This is a genomic window from Streptomyces solicavernae (genome assembly GCF_029968095.1).
Classification (GTDB): Bacteria; Actinomycetota; Actinomycetes; order Streptomycetales; family Streptomycetaceae; genus Streptomyces; species Streptomyces solicavernae.
Map to the genome: position 1 here is coordinate 151,176 of NZ_JASCIR010000012.1, position 26,741 is coordinate 177,916.

Below are 26,741 nucleotides of genomic sequence, written 5' to 3' on the forward strand. Positions count from 1 at the left end.
CGCGTGCCACGCGCACCGTCCGTCGTCACAGGGGTCGGCCGGCGGTACCGAGGACGCGCCGCATCCATGACTCGCGGGTGGCCACCGCCGCCCGGGACACGTCGGCGTCGGCGGAGAAGCCCGCGAAGCCGTGGTATCCGCCGGACCACACGTGCAGCTCCGCCTGGCCGCCCGTCGCCCAGATCCGGGTGGCGTAGTCGACCGCCTCGTCGCGGAAGACCTCGGCCGCGCCGACCGAGACGTACGCGGGCGGCAGCCCGGAGAGGTCACCGGCCCGCGAGGGCGCCGCGTAGGGCGAGACGGCGTCGGTGCCCCGGTCCGCGCCGAGCAGGGCGTTCCAGCCGGTTGCGTTGGTGGTGCGGTCCCAGATGCCGATGCCGTCGTACTGCAGGCTGGACACCGTTTCGTTGCGGTCGTCGAGCATCGGGCAGTCCAGTATCTGTCCCGCGAGCGGGGGACCGCCCCGGTCGCGGGCCATGAGTGCGACCGCCGCGCTCAGGCCGCCGCCGGCACTCGCGCCGCTGACGAGGATGCGAGCCGGGTCGATGCCGAGGCCGACGGCGTTCCCGGCGAACCAGGCCAGCCCCGCGTAGCAGTCCTCGGCGGCAGCGGGCGCCGGGTGCTCGGGGGCCAGGCGGTAGTCGACCGTGGCTGCTACGGCGCCGAACTTCACTACTTCCTCGACGAGTTGGGCCACGCCGAAGAAGCGGTTGCCGAGCACCATGCCGCCGCCGTGGATCCCGTAGATCCCCGGCGCGTCGCGGGTGACGCCGCGCGGCCGCAGCACGGTCAGGTCGACGTCCGGTGCTCCCGGGGGTCCGGCCACCGTGACGTGTTCAAATTCCACAGGGTTGTCGCCGATGGCCTCCTCGACGGGCGGCACGATCGTGGCGAAGTGCGCGCGGTTGGCGAGAATCGTGTCGGCGCGCAGGGGTATGCGTTCGATGAGGTCACGACAGGCCGCGAGGCCGGGTTCGAGCTGCGGGTCATAGGGGACGGGACGCAGCTGCTGGTGGGGTCGGCGCACGGTCACGGTCAGGGGCCTTCCGGGTCGACGATGCCGCGGTCTACCCAGAACGGCTCGACGAGAGAGCGCAGTTCGTCGGCCCCGAGCCGCTCCAAGAGGTCCAGGGCGCCGACGTTCTGACGGACCTGTTCCAGCTGCGTCGCGCCGACGAGCGTGGAGACGTTGGCGGGGTGAGTGAGCGTGAACGCGATCGCGAGCTGGGCCGGGGTGGTGGACAGCTTCCCGGCGAGCTCGGTGATCCCCGGGACGCTCGCCACGATCGCCTCCCGGATCCCTCCGGGGTCGCGGCCGATCTCACGGGAGGGCGAGGTCCGGCCGGCGAGGATGCCGCCCTCCAGGACGTCGGACGCCTGCATGCTGAATCCCGATGCGAAGAGTTCGGCGAACGGTGCCCCGTCGGGAATGGCGCGGCGCGCCAGGCTGTACTTCAGCTGGGCGATCTGCGGTCCGGGCACGCCTTGTTCGGCAGCGATGCGGCGCAGGGAGCGGATGTTCGCCGCGGACCAGTTGTTCACGCCCCAGGCCCGGATCAGCCCGGCGCTCTGGAGGGCGGCGAGGTCGCCGACCAGGTCTTCAAGGCGCACGTCGTCGCGTCGCAGGTCGCCGAGGATCACCAGGTCCGCGTGCTGGAGTCCGGTCCGCAGGAACGCGTTCTTCAGCTGCGGCCCGAAGCCTTCCTCGCCGAAGCCCTCGATCCACAGCTTCACCGACGCGAGGTAGTCGTCCCGGGCGATCCCGGTCGCCCGCATGACGGCACTCCACAGCACGTCGGTGAAGACAGGGGGAGTGCCCGGCATGCCGTACACGCCGACGTCGAACAGGTTGACGCCGCGGTCAACGGCGTAGCGGACCATGGTGACGGCGTCGGAGAAGTCCATCCGGTCGAAGGTGTGCCAGGAGCCGAGCGACAGGGCGGATGCCTCGATGTCGCTGGTGCCGATGCGGCGTTGGGGGAGTACTGCGGTGGTCACGTGTGCTTCCTTACGTTGTAGGTGGGTTGGCTTCCTTTCCGGGGGCGTTCAGGCGAGACGGGGGTCGATGACGGCCTTGATCTCCTTGTGCTCGCTCATCGCGGTGATGAGCGCAGAGGCCTGTGACAGGCCGACGGGCGCACTGAACAGCCGGTCCCACGGCATGCGGTCACGGAACGAACGGAAGAAGCCGATCGCTTCGTGATAGTCGGCGATGTCGCCGTTGAGGGAACCGACGATGCTGAGTTCCTTGCCCATCACCGTGCCCAGAGGCAGCGGCTCCGCGACCGGACCGGTACTGCCCACGACGACCAGGCGCGCGCCCTGCGCGGCCATCGCCACGGCTTCCCGGCCGACGGAGGGAGCACCGGCGAAGTCGAGCACCAGGTCGGCGCCGTGACCGTCCGTGAGTTCCTGCACCTGGTCGACGACTCCGTCGGAGCCCTCGGCGATGTCGACGGAATGGTCCGCGCCGAACTCGTGGGCCAGCGCAAGGCGCGCCGCGGGAGCACCGACCGTGATGACGGTGCCGGCTCCACCGATGGACGCCACCGCGGTCGCGAAGAGCCCGAGCGCGCCCGAACCCTGGATGACGACACGTGAGCCGGGACGTACGCCGCCGGCCCGGGAGTATGCGCGGAGCACGGTCTTGGCAGCGCAGCCGGCCATCGCCGCCCACGTGTCGGGTACGTCGTCGGGCAGCAGGAGTTTGGCCGCTCGGGGGACCACATAGGCGTACTCGGAGAGACCCGCTGTGGCATAGGGCGGTACGTCGGCGCGCTGCCGGAACCCGTAGCCGCGGTCGGAACACGCGACCGGCCGGCGCAGCACCGTACAGCCGTGGCATGCGCCGCACGTCGACTCCGACCAGCCGATGCGGTCGCCGACGGAGAGTTCGCGACCCAGCGCGTCCCGGGTGTCCTCGCCCACGGCGACGATCTCGCCGGCCATCTCGTGGCCGAGGACCATCGGGAGCATGCCGGGGAAGCTCATCTTCCCCGACCAGATCTCGATATCGGTGCCGCAGAGCGTCGTACAGGCGATGCGCACGAGGGCGGCGCCCGGCTCCGGCTTCTCCGGCAGCGGGAGGTCCGTGAGGTCCAGTGCGGCGCCGTGCTCGGTGAGCACGGCGGCACGTGTCGAGGAGGGAAAGTCCATTGATGCTCCTTCAGTTGAGCGTGTGTCCGGTGCTCGACGATGGGTTAGTCTACGGTCGTCGACTTAAATGTCGAGACCCCGGAGACAACGAGGAGCGCCGTGCACACAGCCGACCGAGATGCCCGCACCGCACCGGCCGATCTCATCCTGCGAGGCGGCGTGGTCCGTTCCATGGCCTCTGGCTGCGGAGGAGCGACTGCCATCGCCCTCAGGAGCGGACTCGTCGCGCGCATCGGGAGCGACGCGGAGGTGATGCAGCTCGCGGGTACGGCGACCGAGATCGTCGACCTCGCAGGGCGAGCCGTACTGCCGGGCATCAACGACGCGCATCTGCACGCGACTTGGCTCGGCGCGATGTGGCCCGACACCCTCTTCGGTGAGCACACTGCCCCGGGACCGGCACCGGAGCGTCCGCTGCTCGATGCGGGACAGCGCCGCCGCGCGATCCTGCGAGCAGGGCAACTCGCATCCTCGCTCGGCATCACCAGCTATACCGAACCCGGGCTCGGTCCCGGCGAGGACGGCGGCGCCACCGGCGCCTTCGGCACCTCTGTCGCACAGCAGTACCGCGCGCTCGCCGCAGAAGGGCGACTGCGTGCAAGGGTCACGGTCCTTAGGCTGTACGGAGAGCTCGACGGACCCAGTGACCTGGAGCACTTCCTCTCCGGTATCGCCGCGACGGACAGCGGGGCGAGGCACAGCGGGGCGACGGACAGCGGGGCGACGGACAGCGGGGCGACGCACGGCGGGGCGACGGACAGCGGGGCGACGCACGGCGGGGCGACGGACAGCGGGGCGACGCACGGCGGGGCGAGCGACCCGCGGTGGCTCCGGTTCGCCGGGGTCAAGATATTCGCCGATGGCATTCCGCCGATGAAGTCGGCCTATACGCACCGCTGTTATGCCGATGGAGTCAGTGCCACGCTCCTCGTGGCCGGGGTCGACGACGCCGACCGGGAGGCGAACCTGACACGGATGATCACCGCCGCGCACCATGCGGGTCAGCAGGTCGGTGTGCACGCCACCGGGGACCGGTCCATCGACGTCACGCTCGACGCGATCGAACGGGCCCAGGCCGAGAAGTCCGCTGACCTGAGGCACTACATCATCCACGGCGACCTCGTGACCGGGCCGCAGCTGCGCCGGATGTCCGCGCTCGGGGTGGGGCTCGACATGCAGCCGGAGATCGCGGTGCGCACCCGCTCCCTGGTGGACGACGCGCTCGGTGCCGGATCTGCCTCGGCCGCGTGGCCGCTGCGGGCGGCACTCGATGCGGAGGTTCCGCTGTGCCTGACATCCGACGCGCCGGTGCTGTCACCGGACTGGCGCCGCCAGATCGCCGCTGCCGATGAGTGGATGGGCCCGGCGGCCGACCCGGGGCGACGCATGGCCCGGCTGCTGCACTGCTACACGGTGGAGCCTGCCCGCCAGGATCACGCCGCGTCCTGGAAGGGCACACTGGCGCCGGGAATGGTCGCAGACCTCTGCGTACTCGCCGCGGACCCGTTCTCCCTGACACCCGCCGAACTGCCCGATGTCGATGTGGAACTCACCATCCTGGACGGGAAGGTCGTCTACGAGCGCGGCGTGCGTGTGACGGTGCCGGAGAGCGCCTGATTACGCGGACACCAGCGCCACTCCCTACCGGCGCCCTGCCCGCCAAGCGGGACCAATGGCCGGGGGGTAGCCCGTGGAGATCTCACATCGGGCCCCGCCCATCAGGTTTGACTGAAGGTGCGTCGGTAGGCGCCGGGTGTAGTGCCGAGATGTGCCCGGAAGCGGCGGCGCAGGTTGACTGCCGAGGTGAGTCCGACGCGGGTGGCGATGGCTTCGACCGGCAGGTCGGTCTGTTCCAGCAAGACACGTGCCGCGTCGATGCGTTGGTCGAGCAGCCACTGGCCTGGGCTGGTGCCGAGTTGTTCGGTGAAGCGCCGGGCGAGGGTCCGGCTGGAAAGCCCGGCGCGTTCGGCGAGCCGGTCGAGGGTCAGTCGGGTGTCGAGCCGGGATGTGGCCCACTCCAGCAGGGGTGCCAATGACTCGTCCGTCTTGGTCGGTCTGGGCTGTGTGGCGTACTGGAGTTGGCTGCCCTCCCGGTGCGGCGGCAGGACCATGTTTCTGGCGATCTGCGCGGCATATGCCGCGCCGTGGTCGGAACGGACCAGGTGCAGGCACAGGTCGATGCCCGCGCCGGTTCCGGCGCTGGTGGCCACGTCGCCGTGGTCCACGAAGAGCACGTCCTGGTCGATGTGCACCTGCGGGAAGGCGGCGGCGAGTCGGGCGGTGTCGCGCCAGTGGGTGGTGGCGCGCCGGCCGTCCAGCAGTCCGGCCTGGGCGAGAACGAAGGCCCCCGTGCAGATGGCGGTGATCCTCGCCCCGCGCCGGTGGGCGGTCCGCAGCGCCGTGGTGACGGCCGGTGGTGCGGGGGCACCGGGCGGCTGCCAGCCGGGGACGATCACGGTGTCTGCTTGCTCCAGAGCCTCCAGCCCGGCGTCGACGACCATCGCATAGCCGGCGGTGGTCAGCAGTGGGCCAGGCTGCTCGGCGCAGATCCCGAAGCTGTAGCGGGGCGGCTCGTCCTGCAGGGCGTTGCCGAAGACCTCGGTGGCGCAGGAGAGTTCGAAGGGCGACTGAGGCGGATTGACCAGAGCCACCACCCGATGAGGACGCATGGCAAGATTGTACCCTCAGATGTCTTTCTGGACTCTCGGTCGGACGGCCCGCACAGGACACAGTGGGCCCATGAGCGAACCCACCGAAACGACAGTGCTGAGGACCGCGGTCCAAGTCGACGGCGAGCCGACCAGCTACTTGACCGCAGGGCGGCAGGACGCCCCGCCCGTGCTGATGCTGCACGGAACGTACTGGAGCCGGGTCTGGCTTCCAGTACTCGACCACTTCGCCGACGCGGGACTCCGGCCCCTCGCGGTCGACCTCCCCGGCCTTGGCCGCTCAGGAGGCCAACTCACGCCAGAAACGGCCACGGTTCCAGCCCTCGCCGACTGGGTGACTCGATTCGTCTCCACGTTGGACCTCTCCGGACCCATCGCCCTGGCCGGCCACGACATCGGCGGCGCCATCGCCCAGCACCTCCTTGCCCATGACCGGCTCGACGTGTCTCGGTTCGCCTTGGTCAACTCGGTACTCTACGATTCCTGGCCCGCGCCCCATGTGGCCCAATTCCGGGACACGGACTCGGACGCGGACTCGGACGCGGGCGAGGGTGTGCTCGTCGCCCGACGGCAGGCGATTGCGAGGGTGCTGTCCGGTGTTGCCACAGAATCGTTGATTGCGGAATACGCGGACCCGTGGACCGATCAGCAGGTGCGCCGCTCCTGGTTGGCCCTGGCTGGAGCGGCCGACAACCGCTACACCCTCGACCTCGTTCCCGCGCTCCGGCGGTCTACCGTGCCCAAGCTGCTGATCTGGGGCGAGGACGATCTCCACGAGAAGGTGGCGTACGCCGAGCGGTTCGCCGCCGAGATGCCTCACACCACGCTCCTCCGTATCCCGAATGCGGATCACATCCCCACGGAGAACGCACCCGACCGGATCGGCCGCGCGCTCACCGACTTCTTCACGAGGCAGAGGCAGTAGGGCCGTTCAGCTTTGATGCCGCTCACCAGCTGATACGAAGGGCCCGCCTTCCGGGCGGACGGCGGGACTTTACGGACACTGCCTAGCTGAGCAGTTGGCCGCCGTCCACCGCCAGGCTCGTGCCGGTGATGTGGGCGGCGGTGTCGCCGGCGAGGAACACGGCGGCCGCCGCGACGTCATGCACCGTCGCGAACTTGCGCAGGGGGATGCGGTCTTCCCAGGCCTGGCGCTGCGGTGAACCCTCCGGCAGGCCGACGGCCATCATCTCGGTGAGGACAGGACCCGGCGCGACGGCGTTGACGCGGATGCGGTGCTCGGCCAGCTCGATCGCCGCCCAGCGGGTGAGCGCGTCCACCGCTGCCTTGCTGCTCTCGTAGCCGCCCATGCCGGGCGTGGGCTGCCTGCCGCCGATCGAGGAGATGTTGACGACGGACCCGTAGAGCCCTGCGTCGACCATACGGCGGGCGACCTGCTGGGTCATCAGGAACGTGCCCACCACATTGGTACGCAGGATGGCGTCCAGGTCGGTTCCCGGAAGTTCGAGCAGTGTGCCATGGACGGTGAGCAGTCCCGCATTGTTCACCAGCACCTCGACCGGCCCGAACTCCGCGTGGACTACGTCGAGTTCACGGGAGACCGCGTCGGCATCGGTGATGTCGAGGGTGCGGTGGTGAATGCCGAGGGACCGCGCCGTCTCCTTGGTGCGCTGAGCGTCCAGGTCGGCGATCACCACGGTGTCGCCCGCTGCCGCAAAGGCCGCAGCGACCCCTCGGCCGATTCCGCCCGCGCCACCGGTGACGAGCACAGTGCGTGGTCGCTTCATCGTGACTCCCCCTCACGCCGCGACCCGTGTCACGGCAACGGCTTTATAGTATACAGGTGTAGACGAAAAAGCTGCCGAGGCTTTCGGAGGAGCTTTGAGCGCTGCACAGTCCGTACCCCGCCGCATGTTGGGCCCAGGTGGCCCAGATGTGCCGGCGCTGGCACTGGGGTCCTGGAACACCTGGGACCGCATGGCATTCGATGACGCCGTCTCCCTGGTCGCGCAAGCAGCGGAGCTCGGCTGCGCGTTCTTCGACGTCGCGCACTACAACATGGGCCCGCACGCGGAGAACGCCCGCACCGATCTGATCTTCGGTCGCGCCGTGCGCGAGGCCGGACTCGCCCGCGCCGACTGGCAGTTCTGCGGCAAACTCTGGCTCTGGGACTACCCCACGACCCCCTTCACACAGCAGATGGAAACGTCGCTGGAGCGCGTCGGCGTGGAGAGCGCCGACATGGTCGTGGTCGGCGACTACCTCGGCGAACTCGACGTGGAGCGAGTGGTGACCGACGTCGCCGAACAGATCCACGCCGGCCGCTTCGCCGTATGGGGTGTCAACAATTGGCGGTACCGTGACCTGCGCGCGGCGATCGACATCGCTCGCGAGCGGGATCTGATACCCCCGGTGTTCGCCCAGCTGAAGTACGGCCTGGTCCGCCGCTCGATGGCCGAAGGCCCCTACTACGCCCCGCTGTTCGACTCCGGGGAGCTGGCCCTTCAGGCGTCCGACGTCTTCGAGGGCGGCATGCTCGTGGGCAATCTCGCACCGGACCGCAAGATCGGTGCCGACATCGGCGGCATCCGCAAGCGCATCACCGCCTCATACGGCGAAGTGCGCCGGCTCGCCGATCAGTTCGGCGCCACACCCGCCCAGCTGGGAATCGCCTTCTGCCTGGCCAACCCCGCCACCGCGAACGTGCTGGTCGGCGTCTCCCGGTACGCCCAACTCCAGGACAACCTCAAGGCGTTCGCGCTGCTGGACCGCGTGGGGGCCCCGGAACTGCGGAGGGCGGCGGCGGACCTGTGGCTCGACCGGCATGTCGCCGCGGACGGCACCGGGTGACGCACCGCGGCACCGAAGGCCGTTCACGAACCTGCTCAACACCCCTGCCAACATTTCAGGAGGACACCATGACCACATCCAGTACGTCCGCCACGCCCAGCCGCATCGTCGACATAGCCATCGGTTACATGGCTGCGAAGCAGCTCTTCGCCGCCGCTCGCACCGGCCTGTTCCAGGCGCTCGCCGAGGGTGAGCGCGACGCCGAGGGCCTGGCCGCGGCGACCGGAGTCAGCGAGCGGATGGCGAGGATCCTCGGCGACGCCATGAACGGTCTTGGGCTGCTCGAACGCAGCGACGGCCGCTACCGGCTCGCGCCGGACTCGGCCGCGTACCTGACGGGCGAAGGCGACCTCGACCTGAATCCCTTCCTCGCCTTTCTGAACGACATCAGCTACGGCCACTGGCTCCAGTTCGACGACACCGTCGACACGAGCAAGCCAGGTCAGCTGGACATGGACGCGGCCCGGTGGGAGACGTTCATGGGAGGGGTCATGCGCTACAACGCGCTGCACGCCGCCATGCTCACCCGCACGTTCGACTTCGGGCCCTATCGCGAGCTGCTGGACCTCGGCGGGCTCTCGCCGGCCTTCGCCATCGGAGCCCTGCAGGCCAACCCCGACCTTGAGGCCCGTTTCGTCTTCGACCCGGGCTCCTCGGAGGCCATCGCCCAGGCCCTCGACGCGGCCGGCGTCGCGGACCGCGCACGGATCGATCCCGCTGCGACGGACACGGCCCAACCGGGCGGAGACCACGATCTGGTGATGGTCAATCACGTCATCCACCGCTTTACCGCCGAGCAGAACCGCACCATCCTCGCCCGCGCCCGCGCCGCCGCACGGACCGGAGCGACGCTGCTGCTGCTCGACTTCCTGCTGGATGACGACGAACGCCAGCGCCCCATCGACGCGTTGCATGCGGGCGAGTACCTCGTGATCGACGGCACGGTCGTCTATCCGGAGTCCGAAGTGGGGGAGTGGCTCGATGCGGCCGGCTGGCGCCGGCGTGAGGTGCTGGCGCTTCCCGGATGCCCCCGCGTCATCGTCGCTGAGGCGGTCTGAAGCCTGGTCCCGGAGCCGAGCTGAACCCTGGCCCTGCCACGTGCCGATCGGCTGTGGCAGGGCCATTGCCTTTTTAGCCGACGACCGTAGACTAACGGCCACGACGCTGAGATGGCGTGCAGGGGAACTCTGTGCACCCACATCCGTCCTTGGGGCCGAGCGCTGCGGCGGCGACGAGGACCTGCGATTTCCTCTCCGGCTCGATCTGGCATCAGTGCCCCTCTTACCCGAGAGAAGACTCCATGAAGAGGACCTGCAGAGCCATGCTTGTCGCGATTCTCGCGCTCGCGCTGGCCGCCTGTACGAACGCCGGTGCCACGACCGGTAGTCGACCCGACGACGGCATCAGGATCGGGACCCTTCTCGATGTCACTTCCTGGGACCCCGCGAAAGCCGATATCGGCTTCGACGGCCCCTACCTGTCCGCGGTCTACGACCCGCTGGTCGCCCTCGACAAGGACTCGAACCCCATTCCCGCCCTTGCCACTTCGTGGAAGTACTCCTCTGATCGCCGAACGCTCACGATGCATCTGCGTACCGGGGTCAAGTTCACCGACGGGCAGTCCTTCGACGCCGCGGCCGCCGTGCAGAACCTCAAGCATCTGAAGGCAGGCGTCCGGTCGGGGCAGACCTACGCCAACGTCGACGACGTCAGGGAGGTGGACCCGGACACCATCGCCATCCATCTGAAGAAGAAGGACGACGCCCTGCTCTACTACATGGGACTGGGGCGCAGTTGGATGGCCTCCCCCGCGGCGATCAAGGCCGAGCAGCTCACCGCGCGGCCGGTCGGCTCAGGCCCGTACACCTTCAACACAGGCCGTTCGACACCGGGTTCGCAGTACGTGTTCACCAAGAAGGCGCGGCACTGGGACAGCGGGACCTACCCCTTCGGCACGGTGAGCATCTTCCCGATACCCGACCCGACCGCGAGCTTCAACGCCATGCTCTCCGGCCAGCTGAACGTCAGTTACGCCAACGAAGCCGACATTCCACACGCGAAGCGGAACGGCTGGAACATCCAGTCCAAGGTAGCCACCTGGGTGGGCCTGCAGTTCACAGACCGTACGGGGAAGCGGCTGAAGCCACTCGGTGACGTGAGGGTGCGTCGAGCCATCAACCACGCCTTCGACGGTGCCGCGATCCTCAAGTCGGTGGGCCAGGGCGCCGGGGTGGCGACCAACCAGGTGTTCCCTGCGGGAGACGCCGCATATGACGCCTCGCTCAACGACCGGTACGCATTCGACATGGACAAGGCCAAGCGGCTCATGGCCGAAGCGGGTTATCCGGACGGGTTCCGGGTGAGCATGCCGATGTCCTCGATCTTCCAGGGCTGGCAGCCCGCCGTCCAGCAGATTCTCGGCCAGCTCGGCATCGAGGTCACCTGGAAGAACATGTCGCCGGCCGACTACCAGAAGAACGCCGCGACCTTCCCCATGTTCATCGCGGTCCTGGCCCTGGACTCCAACCCGGCGGCGTCGGTGGACGGCCGGATCACCTCCCGTCAGTGGTTCAACCCGAACCCCTCGACCGAGGCCTTCCCCGAACTGAGCGAACTGCTCCGCAAGATAGGCGCGACAACCGGCAAGGAACAGCTCGCGCTGATCCGCCGGCTCAACGCGGAAGTCACCGACCAGGCCTGGCAGAACGTCTGGTACCAGGCCAACAACACCTACTTCAGCATCAAGGGCATCACGGTGACCCCCATCACCGGGATGATGTTCCCGACCCTGCGGTTTATCCAGCGCGGCTAATTCCCGTTCGGCGTCGGCCGCCCGGTAGGCGCATGCCCGACGCCCCCAGAGGGGTCCCTACATGATCAAATTCACGCTCCGGCGACTGCTGTCAGGAGCCGTCCTGCTTCTGGTCGTCACCTCAGCCTCCTTCTTCCTGGCGCATCTGGCCATCGGCGACCCCACGGCCGGCCTGCTCGGCGACAGCGCCACCCCGGCCCAGCGTGCGGCACTGCGCGAACAACTCGGTCTGGACCGCGCGCTCCTCACACAGTTCTGGGACTGGTTCTCCCACGCCGTACAAGGCGACTTCGGTACGTCGTGGCGCAACTTCCAGCCCATCTCCGACCAGATAGCCCTGCGTGTCCCCGTCACCTTGTCGGTGGTCGTGGCGGCCACACTCCTCGCGGCCGTCGTCGGACTCGCCGTCGGGGTCGCCACGGGCCTGCGGCCGAGCGGCATCCTCGCCCGCGGCCTCAAGCTGGCCTCAGTGGTCCTGTTCGCACTGCCCGGGTTCTGGGTGAGCCTGGTGCTCGTCATGGTCTTCGCGATCAAGCTCCAGTGGTTTCCCGCCGTCGGCTACGTCCCCCTCGTGCACTCGGGCACCGGCTGGCTCCGCTCCATCACCCTGCCGTCCATCGCGCTGGCTCTCGGCGCGATCGTGATGATCGCCGAACAGCTGCGCAACGGCTTCCTTCAGGTGAACAACCAGGACTTCGTCCGCACCCTGCGCGCTCGCGGGCTGTCCTCCCGGCGCGTGACGCTCCACGTACTGCGCAATGCCTCGCCTGCCGCGCTCACCGTCCTCGCGGTGATGTTCGTCGGGCTCCTGGGCGGAGCGATCGTCGTCGAGATCGTCTTCAACCTCCCCGGCATCGGCAGCCTCACCCAGTCGGCCTCCCAGATCGGAGACATCCCGGTCCTGCTCGGCCTGACCGTCGTCACGGTCGTCTTCGTCGTCGTCATCAACTTCCTGCTCGACCTCGTGCTCGGGTGGGTCAACCCGAAGGTGCGAGAGCAATGACCGACGCCGCGTTCCCCGCCGACATCACGCCATCCCCAGGCAAGCAAGGACTCTGGGCCCGGTACCTGCGCCGCCCAGCCGGCGTCGCCGCCCTCGCGGTGTTCCTGCTGGTCGTACTCGTGGGACTGTTCGCCCCGCTGATCGCGCCGCACGACCCGAACTTCGTCGACTTCGCCCTCACCCAGACGCCGCCAGCACCCGGTCATCTGATGGGCGGCGACTCAGCAGGCCGGGACATCTTCAGCCGACTCCTCTTCGGGGCGCGCACCACGTTGTACGGAGCAGCCGTCGCGTGCCTGGCAGGCGTTGCGCTCGGAGTGCCCGCCGGGGTGGCCGCCGGCTACTTCGGCGGCCCGGCCGACCGCATCTGCTCCTGGATCAGCGACGCCGCCCAGTCGGTACCCGGCATGATCGTCCTCCTCATCGTCGCGGCCGGCACGGGCGGCGACTTCACCGTTCTGATGGTGACGGTGGGCGCCTTCATGGCCCCCGGCTACTACCGCATGTCCCGTTCGAAGACGCTCGCCGTGCGCAACGAGCCCTACATCGACGCCGCCCGCGTCGCGGGGCTCACCCACACCAAGATCCTTTACGCCCATGTGCTGCGCGCCGTCCACGCCCCGGTGATCATCCAGTCCGCCCTCACCGCGGGTGTGGCGATGGGGATGCAGGCCGGTCTGCAGTTCCTCGGCATCGGAACCGCGTCGAACCCCAACTGGGGACAGATGATGAACGACGGGTTCCGCACCATGCTGACCCACCCGCTGATACTCCTGTGGCCGTCAGCCGCACTGGGAGTCACCATCGCCGCACTGGCCTTCATGGGTTCCACCCTCGGCGACCTGGTGAGCGTGCGCACCGAACCGGTGTCCCGGCGCGCCCGACCCGCCGCACCGCCGCGCGACGAGGGAGCCCGCAGCGGCGATCTGGTCCACGCCGTCGAGGACAGCGCGCTGAGAGTCGAGAACCTCCGCGTCACCTACCGCACTCCGGACGGTGACAAGCAAGTCGTACGGGGGGTCTGTCTGGACGTCGCCCCCGGTGAAGTGCTCGGTATCGTCGGCGAGTCCGGGTCGGGGAAGTCGCAGACCGTGTTCTCCACGCTGGACCTCCTGCCGGCCGAAGGCCACAGCACCGCGGACGGCGTCTGGATCGCAGGCCGGCCGGTCGGCGACCTGCCACGGGCCAAGCGCCATGCGCTGCTGGGCACCCGGATCGGCTACGTGCCCCAGGAGCCGATGAGCAACCTCGACCCCTGCTACACCATCGGAAACCAGCTCGTCGAACCCCTGCGAGCAGTGCATGAGCTGTCGAAGGACGAAGCGAAGGAGCGGGCACGGGCCATCCTGGTGCGGGTAGGCATCACGGATCCCGAGCGCGTGCTGGCCTCCTACCCGCACCAGATCTCCGGCGGGATGGCGCAGCGCGTACTGATCGCAGGCGCGGTCGCGGGGAACCCCAGCCTGCTGGTTGCGGATGAGCCGACCACGGCGCTGGACGTCACCGTGCAGGCCGAAGTCCTTGAGCTGCTGCGCGAACTGCAGCAGGAGTACGGGATGGCACTCGTCATCGTCACGCACAACTTCGGTGTGGTCGCCGACATCTGCGATCGCGTCGCCGTGATGAAGGACGGAAAGATCATCGAGACCGGTCCGGTCGACCAGATCTTCACGCAACCCGGCGACCCCTACACGGCAGAACTCATCCACGCCTCGCAGGACGACACCGAAAGCCGCGCCGAACTGGACGCGGCCTGGAACAAGGCCGGACGGACGGTGCGCACATGAAGACCGAGACGAACGAAACGCCCCTGCTCGCCGTGGACAACCTCGTGGTCGACTACCGCCGCGGCCGCACCACCTTCCGCGCACTGAAGGGTGTCTCGATGACCATCGGGACGGGGGAATGCGTGGGCCTCGTCGGCGAGAGCGGATCGGGAAAGTCGACGCTCGGCAAGGCCATCCTCGGGCTGACCGACGTCACCTCCGGCAGCATCACCTTCGACGGCAGCCCCATCACCCACCTCAAGGGAGCCGCCCGGCGCCGCCTGGCCGCCGACCTCCAAGTGGTCTTCCAGGACCCGTACGGTTCGCTGGACCCGACACTCACGGTCGGACAGATCCTCGCCGAGCCCCTCACCGCCGCCGGCACCAGCCGGGCCGACGCGCATCGAGCGGTGGCCGAGATGCTCGACCACGTACGCCTCCCCGCGGACACCGTGACGCGCTACCCCAGCGAATTCTCCGGCGGCCAGCGCCAGCGCATCGCCATCGCCCGAGCGCTCGTGCGCCGCCCGCGCCTCATCGTCTGTGACGAACCGGTCAGCGCGCTCGACCTGACCACGCAGGCTGCCGTGATCGACCTGTTCATCGACATCCAGCGCGAGACCGGAGTCTCCTACCTCTTCGTGTCTCACGACCTCGGGGTGGTACGGCGCATCTGCCACCGTGTCTCGGTGATGTACCGGGGAGAGTGCGTCGAGAGCGGACCGAACCAGACGATCACGCGCAACCCCGAGCACCCCTACACGCGCCGGCTGCTCCTGGCGTCTCCGGTCGCCGACCCGGCCCGGCAGGCCGAACGCAGGCGGAGCTGGCTCGGACTGCAGTCGCCGACGGGGTCGCCGGTACCGTAGGAACAACTATGCCGAAGATTATCGACCACGATCAGCGGCGGCGGGAGATTGTCGCCGTCGCGAAGAAGCTCATCATTCAGGGCGGTTTCGAAGCCGCGACCATGAGGAGCATTGTCACTGAGGCGGGCTTCGCCAATGGCGCCCTGAAGCGGTACTTCCCCAGCAAAGACAGCATCGTGGCCGCCACCTTCCAGAGCGTGCTCGCGGAGATGAACGAGCGGACCGGAGAACACGATCCGTCGCTCGACCCGAAAGAGGCCCTGCGCCATGACATCGAGGCGACGCTGCCACTGGACACGTACCGCATAGATTCCGCCCGCGTGCTACTCGCGCTGTGGGAGCACTCGGTGGCCAACGAGGACCTCGCCTCGCTGTACCGCGACCATCTGCGCGAGTGGCGCAGGCGCCTCGCCGAGCGGATCGCCGAAGCCCGAGGCAAGGGCGAGCCCGCCGACGCATCTGCCGTCACCACGCTCGCGGGTGAGGTCATCGGCATGTCCATCGGGGCCAACGTCACCTGCGTGATGTTTCCCGACGGCGCGCTGATTCCGGAACACCGTGCGTATGTCGACCGGCTGATGACGAACATCGTCGGCTGATCCGGCCCCCAGGAGCCGTGATCATCAGGACCGACTACGGCTCAACCGGACGAGAAGCTGGGCCACACCCCACCGGCGTGGCCCAGCTGCGCAGTTGGGTTCCCGTTCTCTGCCGTCAGCGCCCCTCGCGCGGGACGTTCTCGTCCGAGGCGTACTCGGGGCTGAGCGAGAGCGCGCTGAAGCGGAAGGGGCGGTCGACGCGGTGGAAGCCCAGGGGACAGTGCCGCGTCCCGGCAGGGATGTACACGGACCCACTGGTTGTGACGGTGTGGCGTTCCCCTTCGATGTCGAAGTAGATCTCCGCGCCGAGATCCTGGGGGTTGTCCGGGTCGCTCCCGGTCCAGATCAGCACCTCGTCGTAGTCGTGCTCGTGCTCGCTGACCCACTGCACGGACGACGAGCACTCGTTGATCCAGCAGTAGGTCATGTGGATCCGGCTCTGCGGTACGTCTGCCGAGCGCATGAGCGCGAAGGCCTCGCCCACGTTCTCCGGCGTCGGCAGGCCTGCGACGGCGCCCTCGTTGACCAGGTCGTCCACGCAGCTCCCCATGGTCCGGACGAAGAGGTGCTCGTACTTGCTCGCCATTTCATCTCCTCTGAAGGGGCATGAAGGTGTGTTGCTGACGCCGTTTCCGGGGGTTCGGCCGCCACGGAACGCCGGCAGTCCGAACCTAGGCGAGGGCATCCGCGCTGCCCTTGTTCCGCCCCGCACGACGGTTGTCCGTCGGCGCAGGCACGGGTGGCACGGCCGGGGGGCGATCGAGGGGCAGTACTCGCCCGGCCTCAGGGGGCCAGGCAAGGTCGACGTCCGCCCCGACGTCCAGAAGGACGCCCTCCTCGACCGGCACCTCCGCCTTCAGCGGCACCGGAACCCCCGGCACCGAAAGACGGCAGCTGAACACGTCCCCGCGGTATGCGGTGTCCAGTACCGACCCCCGGAGCCGCCCGGAGGTCCCGCCTGCCCCCACCGGGCTGACCCGGATCGATTCGGGGCGCACCATGAGCCAGGCCGGCCCGGCGTCCGTGCGGGTTCCGCCGGCAGGGTCGGGCGGCGTCGGCATCCGCACCTCGCCGAGCTGTACTGCCATGCCGAAGGCCGCGGGGACGAGATCGACCGGCAGTACGTTGGCGTCGCCGACGAACTGCGCCGCGAACGCAGAATTCGGACGTCGGTAGATCTCCTCGGGTGCGGCGAACTCCACCAACCGGCCCCGGTCGAAGAGAGCTATCCGGTCCGACAGCGCCAGCGCCTCGCGCTGGTCATGCGTCACATGCACAAAGGTCGCCCCGGTTTCCCGGTGCATGCGGCGCAGTTCGACCTCCATCTGGAGCCGGACCTTGAGGTCGAGAGCGGACAGCGGTTCGTCGAGCAGCAGCACCCGGGGGCGCTTGATCAGCGCCCGCGCCATCGCCACCCGCTGCATCTGACCGCCGGACAGTTCGTGGGCGCGGCGCCCGCCGAAGTCCGCGAGGTCGACGAGCCCAAGCATGTCCTCGACCCGGCGGGCGATCTCCTGCTTGCCGCGGCGCTCGACGCGCAGGCCGAACGCGATGTTGTCGGCCACGTTCAAGTGCGGGAAAAGGGTGGGGCGTTGGAAGACCATGTTCACCGGTCGCCGGTCAGGTGACCTGCCGGTGATCTCCTCACCGCCGAGCAGGATGCGGCCCCTTCGAGGTGTCAGGAATCCGGCAATGGCGCGCAAGAGCGTCGTCTTCCCGCACCCCGACGGGCCGAGCAGGGTGACGAACTCGCCTTCCCCGAACGACAACGACACATCGTTCAATGCGACGTTGCCTCGGTACTCATGGGACACGTCACGGATTTCGAGATCCCAGGACATCACGACACCTCTCTTCGGTCGTCACCGGACCGGACCTGGCCGCCGCGCAGCGCACCGCCACCGCGCCGTGCGTTGCGCAGTACTACCAGGGCAGAGACACCCAGTACGGCGAAAGTGAACAACATCAGCAGGGACGAGACCGCGTTGATCGAAGGGTCGACGGTGCGCGAGAGCAACGCGTAGATGTACAGCGGAACGGTGGAGTTGGTGCCGCTGGTGAAGAACGTGACCGGGAACTCGTCGAAGGACAGGACGAACGCCAGAGACGCGGCGCCCGCGATCACCAGCCGCACGGCGGGAAGCGTGACCCGGAGGAAGACCTGCAGACCGCTCGCTCCCAGATCCCGGGCGGCCTCTTCGACCGCCGGATCGAGCCGGTCGAACGTGGTGCGCATGATGACCACGACCAGCGGCAGCACCACGAGCAGTTGACCGAGGACGATGGTCCAGAACGAGTTCGGGATGCCCACACGGTGGACGAACATCAGGACACCCGTGCCGAGGAAGACCGCGGGCATGGTCATCGGCGCCAGCAGCAGCCCCGTGACCGCCCCGCTCGCCCGCGAGCATGCACGCGACAGGCCGAAGGCCGCCGCCACACCGATCGCGACCGCCAGCACAGTGACGGTGACGGACACCTGGACCCCGTACAGGATGGAGTTCAGGAACAGCGGGGTGGAGAACACCTCGGCATACCACCGCAACGAGAAGCCGGTGAAGGGGATGGACAGCGACCCGGTCCGGTGGAAGGAGTACAGCACCACCAGCACCAGAGGCGCATACAGATAGGCCAGCATGAGCACGGCGAAGGAGCCGCCGAACGACAGCTTGGACAGCAGGCGACGCCTCATGAAGCACCCCACTCGATCTCCTTCGCGCCGCACCACCGCAGCACGAGCATCGCGAGGCCGTACAGCACGGCGTACGCGCACGCCATGGTCAGGCACAGTGCCGCGCCGGCCGCCCACTGAGCCGTCTCACTGAAGTCGTGCTGTACCTGCAGGCCCAGCATGATCTGGGCCGAGCCGCCGAGGAACTGCGGAGCGACCCAGTCGGTGGAGGAGAAGAGGAACGACAGGGCGAACACCGAGGCCAGGGGCCGGGCCATCAGGGGCAGCACCACCCGCCCCCACAGTCGCGGCCCGCTCACCCCGAGGTCGCGCGCCACTTCCAGGTAGTCGGGACGGATCGGGCGGAAACCGCCGTACAGGATGAGCACCATCATCGGCAGGTACAGCTGAGCCTCGGCGATCACTACGGCGACGCGGTTGAAGAGCAGGAACTCCAGCGGCCCACTGATGATTCCCACGGCTTCGAGCGCGCTGTTGACGATGCCGTGCGTGCCGAGCATGGTTCGCCACGCATAGATCCGCACGAGATAGCTGGCGAACATCGTGGCGATCACCAGGGCAAGCACCAGGGGGCCGAGCCGGCCCGCCCGGTACCGGATCCAGTACGTGAGCGCGAGGCCCGCGAGCGTGATGACCACGGCCGTTTCGATACCGACCAGCACCGAGTTGGCGGCCATGGTGCGCAGCGCAGGGGAGGTGAACAGCGCGGTGTAGTTCTCCGCGGTCCACGGCCGCACCACCTTGGTGAAGCCCTGGTCCGTCAGGAAACTCGTGGTCGCCACCAGCACCAGCGGCGCCACGAACGCGACGAGCGCCACGAGGGTGGCCGGGGCGGTCCACCACAAGGGCCGGTGCTCCGACCGGGGGCGGGCGCGCGCTTCCGCCTCGATGCCGGTGTGGTTCGGGAGTGTGGACGAAGGAGCAGACACCCGGTCCGCCTTTCTCACTGGTCCCTGCCGCTACGCGCGGCCCGCCTTCTGCTTGGCCCGCTGCCAGGCCGCCATGAACGTCCGATACGTGACGCCCGCAGGTGTCCGGGCTTCGATGGCCGGGAAGTACGTGGTCGGCGCCGTGGCGAAGGTCCGCTCCAGCGGATCGATCGGCACCGAGTCCGTGTACCACTGCGGCAGCGCCGACAGCGCGCCCTCGACCGAGGGCATGGCGCCGTACCGCCTGGCGATGGCGCGTCCCACCGGCACGGTCAAGGCCTGGTTGATGAACGCATGGGAGGTCGTCGGGTTGCCGGCGCCTTTGGGGATGCCGTACATCGAGGACCAACTGATGCCGCCCTCCTTAGGGTTGGTGTTGCAGCGGATGGACCCCTTGCCCCGCGCGGCGGTGTTCACGACGCTCTCCGGTGTGCCCGGGAGCGACGCCAGGACCTCGCCCGAGGCGAGCAGAGTGAAGGAGTCGCCGTCCGTCTTGGCGAGGCTGCGTGCCTGCCGCACCAGTCGTGCGAGCAGATCGCTCACCTCGTCCAACTGGCGTGGGGACAGCGTCGCCGGGTCGTACCGCAGCATCTGGCAGCCGATCGACATCACCGCACCGGCCGCGTCGAGCATCGTGAACTTCCCCTTCCATTCGGGGTTGAGGAAGTCGTAGTAGGAAGCGGGTTCCGGGACCGAGTCCGCGTCGTAGGCGATACCGAGCACGTTCCAGGCGAAGGGGATACCGACGGTGTTGCCGTCGGAGTCCTTCCGCGCCCGCATCGCGTCGGGACCGCCGAACCCGGGGATGAGATTGCGCAGGTTGGGGATCTGGCCGAGGTCCAGCGGCTCAAGGACGTCGGCGCCGAGCCAGCCACTGCGGAATTGGTCGATCCACATGACCAGACTGGTGCCGTGTGCCCCTCCCGCCGCCAGCTTGGCGATCTTCGCCCCGTCGTCCGGCGGGAAATTGCCGCGCAGGTACACGTCGTTGCGGTCCAGCCAGGTACGGAACTCCGGCACGTCCTGGATGATGTTCACGACGCTGCTGCCCATGAAGTCGAGCTGCCCGCCGACCTGACCTTTCCGGATTCCGGTACCGCAGGCAGCCACGGCAGGCGCGAGACCGCCGGCCAGGAGGGCCGCGCCGCCGGCGCGGAGCACTCCGCGCCGCGGGATCGACTGTGTCATCTTCAACTCCGGTCGCGAGGGGACCAGGTGTCGGCGCATCCGGCACACCTTGTTGTCGGGGAAGTGTTCACGCCATCTGCACCGTGCGCCTTGACTGGGCGAGCACGCCGGTTGCGCCGGCGCGAAAACGTGCGCGGTGCGGCCCGCGCTCGTGCGAGCCTTCGATCTCCCCTGGACGCACCCGTCCGACTGTGAGTGAATGCCGGAATCGGTCTCCGGCAAGGGAGGACGCAGCGATGAACCCGTGCACCGCGGTGCAGGCCTCTGACGGAAGCACAGCCGTCGAGGCCGTGGCCGCCCGTGACTTCGCCGAATGGCGGCGCATGGTGTCGGAGTCGTATGTGCCGTTGCAGGTCGAAGAGGGCCCAGGCCCGTTCGTCGGCTCGATCCGCAGCCTCCATCTGGACGGCGTGCTCATCAGCGGGCTGCACACCAGCGCGGGCCGAGTGCTGCGTACGCCCAAGCTGGCGGCTCAGGCCGACCGGGCCTACTACAAACTCAGCATGCAGCTCTCCGGTTCCGCACTCCTCGTCCAGGACGGCCGGGAGGCACTCCTGACCACCGGGGACTTCACCCTCTACGACAGTTCGCGGCCCTACACCATTGCCTCCGACGAGGCCTACCGCGCACTGGTCATGATGTTTCCACGCAGCATGTTCGACCTGCCGGTACACCAGGTCGCGACGATCACCGGTACGAGGATCTCCGGACACGACGGACTGGGACGCCTGGTCAGCCGATTCCTGCAGAACATGGCAGGCGACCTCGACGCACTGAGCGGCACCGGTGGCACGCGGCTGGTGCACAGCCTGCTCGGCCTGGTGAGCACCGCGCTCGCCGAACGGCTGGAGCTGCGCCGGCAGGACACCGCCGGCGCACACCGTGCCCTGGCCGTCCGCGCCCGCGCCTTCATCGAGGCCAACCTGGGCCACAGCTCGCTGTCACCCGACGAGATCGCGGGCGCGCACTTCGTCTCCACCCGGCATCTGCAGAACGTGTTCCGGGAAGAGGGCACTACGGTGACCGCATGGATCAGGGAACGTCGGCTGGAACGCTGCCGGCGCGAGCTCTGCGATCCGATCAACGCGCAGATCCCCGTCTCCTCGATCGCCGCCCGATGGGGATTTCCTGATGCGGCGCACTTCAGCCGGGTGTTCAAGAGCGCATACGGCGCGAGCCCGAGCGACTGTCGCAGCCACTGAGCGTTCGCCCGGAGACAACCTCCATGCCGTGAAAGACAAGGAGACAGGCCAGACCCTCCCTACTCTGTTGAGTGCCAAGCGAGTTGGTATTCCGATGTGCACCTCAACGGAGAAGAGGCATCCCGATGGCAGACAAGTTCGGTCATCTCTTCGTCACGCAATTCCCGGAATGCGGCGACGACATGGTCAACGAGGGCGACGCCGCAGGTTTTGAACTTCCCGCGAATCTGAGTGAGCCCTGGGCCGCGATGCGCGCAGCGGACGTACCGACTGCGAGCGCCTACATCACCACCAGCTGGGTCGGCGAGGTGGACACCGAGGTCGAGTGGGTACGCGAGCACGAACACGACTACGACGAGATTCTGATGTTCGTCGGAAACGACCCGGAGAACGCGGACGACCTCGGCGCCGAGATCTACATGACCATCGAAGGTGAGAAGCGGGTGCTCACCACGACGAGCTCGGTATTCATACCGGCCGGGACGAAGCACTGCCCGCTGGGATTCCACCACGTACGCCGGCCTTTCCGCTTCTTCGCGGTCGCGCTCAGCGGGAACGGCCACTACCAATAGTCATAACGGTCGCGGCCGCTACCAGCAGCCATATCGGTCACGGCCACTGCCCGCAGCCATAACGGTCGCGGCCACTGCCGACCGCGAAAGTCACCGCCGTACACCGATTTCCCATGAAGGAGCAGCACGTGCCCACAGGTCTGTACATCGGTGGCGAGTGGCTCGAAGCCCGCGGTGAAGGCTTCGAGACCCGTGACCCTGCGACCGGTCAGGTCATCCGTGACGTAGGCGCGGCCTCGGCACCGGACGTGGACGATGCGGTCGCGGCGGCGCGCCGGGCCCTGAGCGGCCGGGAGTGGGCGGCGCTGCTCCCGGTCCAGCGGGCCGCGCTGCTCTTCCGGCTGGCCGAGCTGATCGAACAGCACCACGAGGAGCTGGCCGCACTGGAAACCCGGGACCAGGGCCAGCCGATCCAGATCTCCCGCAACGTCAGCGTCACCGGTGCCGCCGAGCACTTCCGGTACTTCGCCGGGTGGGTCACCAAGATGCAGGGCGCAACCAACCCGGTCTCGTATCCCGACACTCTGCACTACACGCGGCGCGAGCCGATCGGTGTCAACGCACTGGTCACGCCGTGGAACTTCCCGCTGATGATCCTGGCGTGGAAGCTGGCTCCGGCCCTGGCCACCGGCAACACAGTGGTGATCAAGCCGAGTGAGGTGACTCCGCTGACGGCCCTCAGGCTGGTGGAGCTGACCGAGGAGGCGGGCTTCCCGCCGGGCGTGGTCAACCTGGTGAACGGCGACGGCACGGTCGGGGCCATGCTCAGTGAGCACAACGGCGTCGATCACCTCTCGTACACGGGCTCGACCGCGGTCGGAAAGCTGATCACCAGGGCAAGCGCGGAGTCCAACCTCAAACGCCTGACCCTGGAACTGGGCGGCAAGGCGCCGAGCGTGATCGCGGCCGACGCCGACATCGACGCCGCCGTACGGGGCAACCTGGCCGGCTCGACGCTGAACAGCGGTCAGGTCTGCGCCGCCTACACCCGGTTCTACGTGGACCGCAAGCGCGAGCAGGAGTTCGTGGAGAAGCTCGCCGCCGGGCTGCGGGAACTCCGGCTCGGCCCGGGCATCGACGAGCGCAGCCAGCTCGGCCCCCTGGTGTCGGAACGGCACCGCGGCCATGTGCAGCGCCTGGTCGACACGGGACGCGAACAGGGCGCGGAACTCGTCACCGGCGGCGCACCCGGCGACGGCGTGGGCTACTTCTACCAGCCCACGCTGTTCGCCGGAGTCACCGACGAGATGACCGTCATGCGTGAGGAGATCTTCGGTCCGGTGCTGGCCACGACCAGCTACGAGGACACCGATGAGCTCGATGCCGTACTGGACCGCGCGAACGACACCGAATACGGTCTCGCGGCGACGGTCTGGACGCGCGACATCAAGACCGCGCACCGCTTCTGCGAGGGGATCAGAGCGGGCTCGGTCTTCGTCAACATGCCGCCGATCCCGGACATGGCAGCCCCGTGGGGCGGCGCCAAGGCCTCCGGCTGGGGTCGTGAGATGGGGCCGTGGGCGCTGGACGCCTACACCGAACTCAAGTCGGTGTGGATGCATTACGGGTACTGAATCCGGTGAGGGCGGCCGACTGCTCTGGCGGGCGAAGCCGCGTGCGAGAAGCCGCTCCGGGCCGGTGCCCGCAGTCAACGGGCTCGCAGCAAGCACAACCGGCTTGCTGCGAGCACAACCAGTCTTGCTGCGAGCGCTCGACGGGCTTGCTGCAAGCTCAACGGGCCTCCAGCAAGCCGTGGTTGCCGCCGGGCAGATCCCACGACCTGCCCTGGTGCGACCGTCAGCGTCCCTCGTCGTCCCCGACGCGGGCGCGCTCGAACACGATGTGCCCGTCGAGCACCGTGAGGTCGATGGGGAGAGCGGGGATGTCGTGCGGGTCGGTGGCGCGCAGATCTCCGCCGAGAACGCACAGGTCGGCGACCTTGCCCGGTTCGATGGTGCCCTTCCAGGACTCGGCGAAGTCCTGCCTCGCGGGATTGACCGTGTAGGCGCGCAGCGCCGTCTCCAGGGACACACGCTGGCCGGGGCCGCTGACCCGGCCGGTGGCCTTGGACTCGCGCAGCAGCATGGACGCGACGCCCTGGCGCCAGTTGGGTGCGGTGATCGGTGCGTCGGAGCCGACGCAGACGGCGATGCCCGCCTCTGCCGCGGAGCGCACGGGCCACTGGTACTCCGACCGGTCGTTGCCGACGATGCCGTCCATCAGATCCGCGATCGTCCACTTGATGGCCGGGTTCATGTTGATGCCGTACCCGTGCGCGGCGAGCTTCGCCAGGCTCTGCGCGGAGGCGAAGTCGCCGTGGATGACGTAGTGCCGGGCATCCGGACGCGGATGGTCCCGCTGGGCGTCGACGAAGGCGTCGACCACGGCGTCGATCGCCCGGTCACCGGTGACGTGCACCCCGACCTGGTATCCGTCCGTGTGCGCGACTCGTATCATCTCGGCGAGTTCGGCCTGCTTCAGGCCGGCGCTGGCACCGTGGACACAGAGAGACCCGTGACCGCCCCCCGGGTAGGGATCCTGCATCCAGGCCGTCTCGTTCGGGGGCACTCCGTCGGCGAACACCTTGACACCGATGACCGCGAGCCGCCTGGCGTCCACGTCGTCCGGCACTGCCAGTCCCTTGAGGCCTGCCGCCACATCGACCGCCGAGCCGCCCATGGGAGCGGGCAGCAGCAACACCCGGACCCGTGCGGCCAGTTGGCCCGCGCGGGCCAGCTCGATGTAGGCATCGAGTGTGGTCGTGTCCAGGCCGCCGCCGAGTATCTCGGCACCACCCGGGCCGAGCCCGGGCTCCGTGTAGCTGGTGATGCCTTCCGCGTGCAGCGCCGCCACGGCTTCCCGGATCGCGTCCTTGCGCCGGCTCACGGTCGCGGGCGGGATCAGTCCCTGTACGAGCGCCTGCGCTGTCTCCTTCAGGATGCCCGTGGGCTCGCCGGCGGCGTCGGTCTCGATCACTCCGCCCGTCGGCGACCGGGTGCCGTGCGAGATCCCGGCGAGAGCAAGCGCCTTGGAGTTCGCCCACACCATATGGCCGGAGAAGTCGGTCAGGCAGACCGGGTGATCGGGCGCGGCGGCGTCCAGGTCGCTGCGGTGCGGGCGGCGCGCCGGGTCGGCCAGGCACTCCTCCAGGTAGCCGACATCCCATCCCAGGCCGGTGATCCACTCTCCAAGGGGCGTTCCGGCTGCGGCTGTTCGCACGGCTGCAACGATGTCGGCGATCGACCGTACGGCCGGGTGACCGGTGTTCAACGCGAACGGTGGTCCGGTCAGCGCCCATGCGGCGGCGTGCAGATGGGAATCGTTGATCCCGGGCAGGACGGTCCGGCCGGACAGTTCGATCACGTGTGTGTCCGGTCCGGTGTGAGCCGCGATCGCCGCGTCGCTCCCCACGGCGAGGATTCGGCCGTCTCTTACGGCGACCGCCTGGGCGACGGAGAACGCGGCGTCCATGGACAACACGTCGCCACCGGTCAGGATGAGATCTGCTGTCTTTGGCATGAGGGACCTTTCTGGCAGATGAACGGTGAGGAAGGGCCGGCCCTGGACACGTGCGCCGGGGCGGCGGTTGGGTGGTTCCTGCGGACGCGTCGGGCAGTGCTCCGTGATCACCGCGCGCAGCGCTCACGGGTGCGGCAGGAAGGCTCCGCTGCCGCAGTGCGTGGATGGGATGCGATGCCTCGCGTCGGACCGGATTGGTACGGGCACACAGCGGATTGGTACGGCGTACAGCGGTTACTTGTTTGAGATCAAACTATATGCTGGGTGCGGGCCCCGACAAGGACTTCGCAAGGGCCAGGCATCGGACGTGATCGAGGCACTGGCGGTGTGAAGTCGAGGCGGAGGCCTGTTCCTTGCCTACCGGCGAACGTCCGCCGAACCACGGCGGTCGTCTCGACGCGGCCGATCCCGGTGTGCGTCGGAGCGTTCACGGTGGTGTCACCCCACAACCTGAGAGGGGAACGAGATGAGTGACCGCGCACAAGCGCAGGACGGCGTCCGGAAGGCTGTGGAAGCCTATGCGGCAGCCGTGAGCGCCGGAGATCCTCAGGCGGTACGGGAGGCTTTCCGACCCGACGCGTACATGTGGGGCTACCTCGGCCGACAGCTGGTTGCCGCGCCCATCGAGACGTTCTGCGAGGTCGTGGCGGACGATCCCGGCGTGGATGAATGGGCCCGGGCCTACACGTACACGATCCACTCCGTCGAAGTGAGCGGCGAAGTGGCCGTGGCCGTGCTCGAAGAGTCCGGCTACCAGGGCCATGACTTCACCAACCATTTCTCCCTGGTCCGTGCGGACGGAGTGTGGAAGATCGCCGGCAAGACGTTCTTCCGCCGGGACCGGAGCGAGGGCCGGGACCTGGACCGGGGCTGACGCGCGAAGGGGCGGGGTGCACACGCGAGCTCCCTGTCGACCGACCGGGCCGCGGGCCCGCTGTCACGGCGCGTGCCACG

24 protein-coding genes are annotated in these 26,741 nt (G+C 68.6%); 13 read left to right on the forward strand and 11 right to left on the reverse strand.

Annotated elements, in window-relative coordinates:
* Window positions 1-25 precede the first annotated feature (25 nt).
* From QIS99_RS16585 to QIS99_RS16595, 3 genes are read right to left on the reverse strand one after another with little or no spacing between them, the layout of a single operon-like run.
* Window positions 26-1,033: an alpha/beta hydrolase gene (locus tag QIS99_RS16585; RefSeq protein ID WP_282514153.1), complete on the reverse strand. Its 1,008-nt coding sequence runs from the start codon at window positions 1,031-1,033 to the stop codon at window positions 26-28.
* A gap of 2 nt (window positions 1,034-1,035) precedes the next feature.
* Window positions 1,036-1,998 carry an aldo/keto reductase gene (locus tag QIS99_RS16590; protein ID WP_282514155.1) on the reverse strand — a complete coding sequence of 321 codons (963 nt, stop codon included), beginning with the start codon at window positions 1,996-1,998 and terminating at the stop codon, window positions 1,036-1,038.
* A gap of 48 nt (window positions 1,999-2,046) precedes the next feature.
* Window positions 2,047-3,156: a zinc-binding dehydrogenase gene (locus tag QIS99_RS16595; RefSeq protein WP_282514156.1), complete on the reverse strand. Its 1,110-nt coding sequence runs from the start codon at window positions 3,154-3,156 to the stop codon at window positions 2,047-2,049.
* Between the two features lie 99 nt (window positions 3,157-3,255).
* On the opposite strand from QIS99_RS16595, the gene QIS99_RS16600 reads away from it, so the two are divergent.
* A complete protein-coding gene (locus QIS99_RS16600) occupies window positions 3,256-4,773 on the forward strand; it encodes an amidohydrolase (protein ID WP_282514157.1) in 1,518 nt (505 codons plus the stop codon).
* A gap of 101 nt (window positions 4,774-4,874) precedes the next feature.
* Here QIS99_RS16600 and QIS99_RS16605 read toward each other — a convergent pair whose 3' ends face one another.
* Window positions 4,875-5,825: a GlxA family transcriptional regulator gene (locus QIS99_RS16605; RefSeq protein ID WP_282514158.1), complete on the reverse strand. Its 951-nt coding sequence runs from the start codon at window positions 5,823-5,825 to the stop codon at window positions 4,875-4,877.
* 70 nt (window positions 5,826-5,895) lie between these two features.
* Between QIS99_RS16605 and QIS99_RS16610 the strand changes: the two genes are divergently transcribed.
* Window positions 5,896-6,750: an alpha/beta fold hydrolase gene (locus QIS99_RS16610; protein WP_282514159.1), complete on the forward strand. Its 855-nt coding sequence runs from the start codon at window positions 5,896-5,898 to the stop codon at window positions 6,748-6,750.
* A gap of 82 nt (window positions 6,751-6,832) precedes the next feature.
* Here the strand turns inward: QIS99_RS16610 and QIS99_RS16615 are convergent, their stop codons facing one another.
* On the reverse strand, window positions 6,833-7,573 hold the full coding sequence (locus QIS99_RS16615) for an SDR family NAD(P)-dependent oxidoreductase (protein ID WP_282514160.1): 741 nt from the start codon (window positions 7,571-7,573) through the stop codon (window positions 6,833-6,835).
* Between the two features lie 124 nt (window positions 7,574-7,697).
* On the opposite strand from QIS99_RS16615, the gene QIS99_RS16620 reads away from it, so the two are divergent.
* The 7 genes from QIS99_RS16620 to QIS99_RS16650 all read left to right on the forward strand — a co-directional run bounded on the left by QIS99_RS16620 (window position 7,698) and on the right by QIS99_RS16650 (window position 15,685).
* A complete protein-coding gene (locus tag QIS99_RS16620) occupies window positions 7,698-8,636 on the forward strand; it encodes an aldo/keto reductase (RefSeq protein WP_282514196.1) in 939 nt (312 codons plus the stop codon).
* Window positions 8,637-8,704: 68 nt separating this feature from the next.
* Window positions 8,705-9,694, forward strand: coding sequence for a methyltransferase (locus QIS99_RS16625; RefSeq protein WP_282514161.1), 990 nt, complete (start codon window positions 8,705-8,707; stop codon window positions 9,692-9,694).
* A gap of 263 nt (window positions 9,695-9,957) precedes the next feature.
* A complete protein-coding gene (locus tag QIS99_RS16630) occupies window positions 9,958-11,448 on the forward strand; it encodes an ABC transporter substrate-binding protein (protein WP_282514162.1) in 1,491 nt (496 codons plus the stop codon).
* Between the two features lie 61 nt (window positions 11,449-11,509).
* Window positions 11,510-12,451: an ABC transporter permease gene (locus tag QIS99_RS16635; protein ID WP_282514163.1), complete on the forward strand. Its 942-nt coding sequence runs from the start codon at window positions 11,510-11,512 to the stop codon at window positions 12,449-12,451.
* Window positions 12,448-14,238: a dipeptide/oligopeptide/nickel ABC transporter permease/ATP-binding protein gene (locus QIS99_RS16640; protein WP_282514165.1), complete on the forward strand. Its 1,791-nt coding sequence runs from the start codon at window positions 12,448-12,450 to the stop codon at window positions 14,236-14,238. The genes QIS99_RS16635 and QIS99_RS16640 overlap by 4 nt, the downstream gene beginning before the upstream one ends.
* Window positions 14,235-15,086, forward strand: a complete 852-nt coding sequence (locus QIS99_RS16645; RefSeq protein ID WP_282514166.1) for an ATP-binding cassette domain-containing protein — start codon at window positions 14,235-14,237, stop codon at window positions 15,084-15,086. Before QIS99_RS16640 ends, QIS99_RS16645 begins: the two co-directional genes overlap by 4 nt.
* 8 nt (window positions 15,087-15,094) lie before the next feature.
* Window positions 15,095-15,685, forward strand: coding sequence for a TetR/AcrR family transcriptional regulator (locus QIS99_RS16650; RefSeq protein ID WP_282514167.1), 591 nt, complete (start codon window positions 15,095-15,097; stop codon window positions 15,683-15,685).
* A 115-nt stretch (window positions 15,686-15,800) separates the two neighbouring features.
* On the opposite strand, the gene QIS99_RS16655 is transcribed toward QIS99_RS16650, so the two are convergent.
* From QIS99_RS16655 to QIS99_RS16675, 5 genes are all read right to left on the reverse strand, one after another.
* Window positions 15,801-16,271 carry a cupin domain-containing protein gene (locus QIS99_RS16655; protein ID WP_282514168.1) on the reverse strand — a complete coding sequence of 157 codons (471 nt, stop codon included), beginning with the start codon at window positions 16,269-16,271 and terminating at the stop codon, window positions 15,801-15,803.
* 85 nt (window positions 16,272-16,356) lie between these two features.
* Window positions 16,357-17,526: an ABC transporter ATP-binding protein gene (locus QIS99_RS16660; protein ID WP_282514169.1), complete on the reverse strand. Its 1,170-nt coding sequence runs from the start codon at window positions 17,524-17,526 to the stop codon at window positions 16,357-16,359.
* The gene (locus tag QIS99_RS16665; protein WP_282514170.1) at window positions 17,526-18,377 is read right to left on the reverse strand and encodes an ABC transporter permease; all 852 of its coding nucleotides are present in this window, start codon (window positions 18,375-18,377) and stop codon (window positions 17,526-17,528) included. The genes QIS99_RS16660 and QIS99_RS16665 overlap by 1 nt, the downstream gene beginning before the upstream one ends.
* Window positions 18,374-19,306 carry an ABC transporter permease gene (locus QIS99_RS16670; RefSeq protein WP_282514171.1) on the reverse strand — a complete coding sequence of 311 codons (933 nt, stop codon included), beginning with the start codon at window positions 19,304-19,306 and terminating at the stop codon, window positions 18,374-18,376. The genes QIS99_RS16665 and QIS99_RS16670 overlap by 4 nt, the downstream gene beginning before the upstream one ends.
* A gap of 30 nt (window positions 19,307-19,336) precedes the next feature.
* Window positions 19,337-20,494 carry an ABC transporter substrate-binding protein gene (locus tag QIS99_RS16675; RefSeq protein ID WP_282514172.1) on the reverse strand — a complete coding sequence of 386 codons (1,158 nt, stop codon included), beginning with the start codon at window positions 20,492-20,494 and terminating at the stop codon, window positions 19,337-19,339.
* Between the two features lie 236 nt (window positions 20,495-20,730).
* Here QIS99_RS16675 and QIS99_RS16680 point away from each other — a divergent pair, with 236 nt between their 5' ends.
* The 3 genes from QIS99_RS16680 (at window position 20,731) to QIS99_RS16690 (ending at window position 23,842) form a co-directional block, all read left to right on the forward strand.
* Entirely contained in the window at window positions 20,731-21,696 is a 966-nt protein-coding gene (locus QIS99_RS16680; protein WP_282514173.1) for an AraC-like ligand-binding domain-containing protein, read from the forward strand.
* A 125-nt stretch (window positions 21,697-21,821) separates the two neighbouring features.
* Window positions 21,822-22,268, forward strand: coding sequence for a cupin domain-containing protein (locus QIS99_RS16685; protein ID WP_282514174.1), 447 nt, complete (start codon window positions 21,822-21,824; stop codon window positions 22,266-22,268).
* Window positions 22,269-22,396: 128 nt separating this feature from the next.
* Window positions 22,397-23,842, forward strand: a complete 1,446-nt coding sequence (locus QIS99_RS16690) for an aldehyde dehydrogenase family protein (protein WP_282514175.1) — start codon at window positions 22,397-22,399, stop codon at window positions 23,840-23,842.
* 223 nt (window positions 23,843-24,065) lie between these two features.
* Here the strand turns inward: QIS99_RS16690 and QIS99_RS16695 are convergent, their stop codons facing one another.
* Window positions 24,066-25,787, reverse strand: a complete 1,722-nt coding sequence (locus QIS99_RS16695) for an amidohydrolase (RefSeq protein ID WP_282514176.1) — start codon at window positions 25,785-25,787, stop codon at window positions 24,066-24,068.
* 466 nt (window positions 25,788-26,253) lie between these two features.
* On the opposite strand from QIS99_RS16695, the gene QIS99_RS16700 reads away from it, so the two are divergent.
* Window positions 26,254-26,661 carry a nuclear transport factor 2 family protein gene (locus QIS99_RS16700; RefSeq protein ID WP_282514177.1) on the forward strand — a complete coding sequence of 136 codons (408 nt, stop codon included), beginning with the start codon at window positions 26,254-26,256 and terminating at the stop codon, window positions 26,659-26,661.
* Window positions 26,662-26,741: the final 80 nt, after the last annotated feature.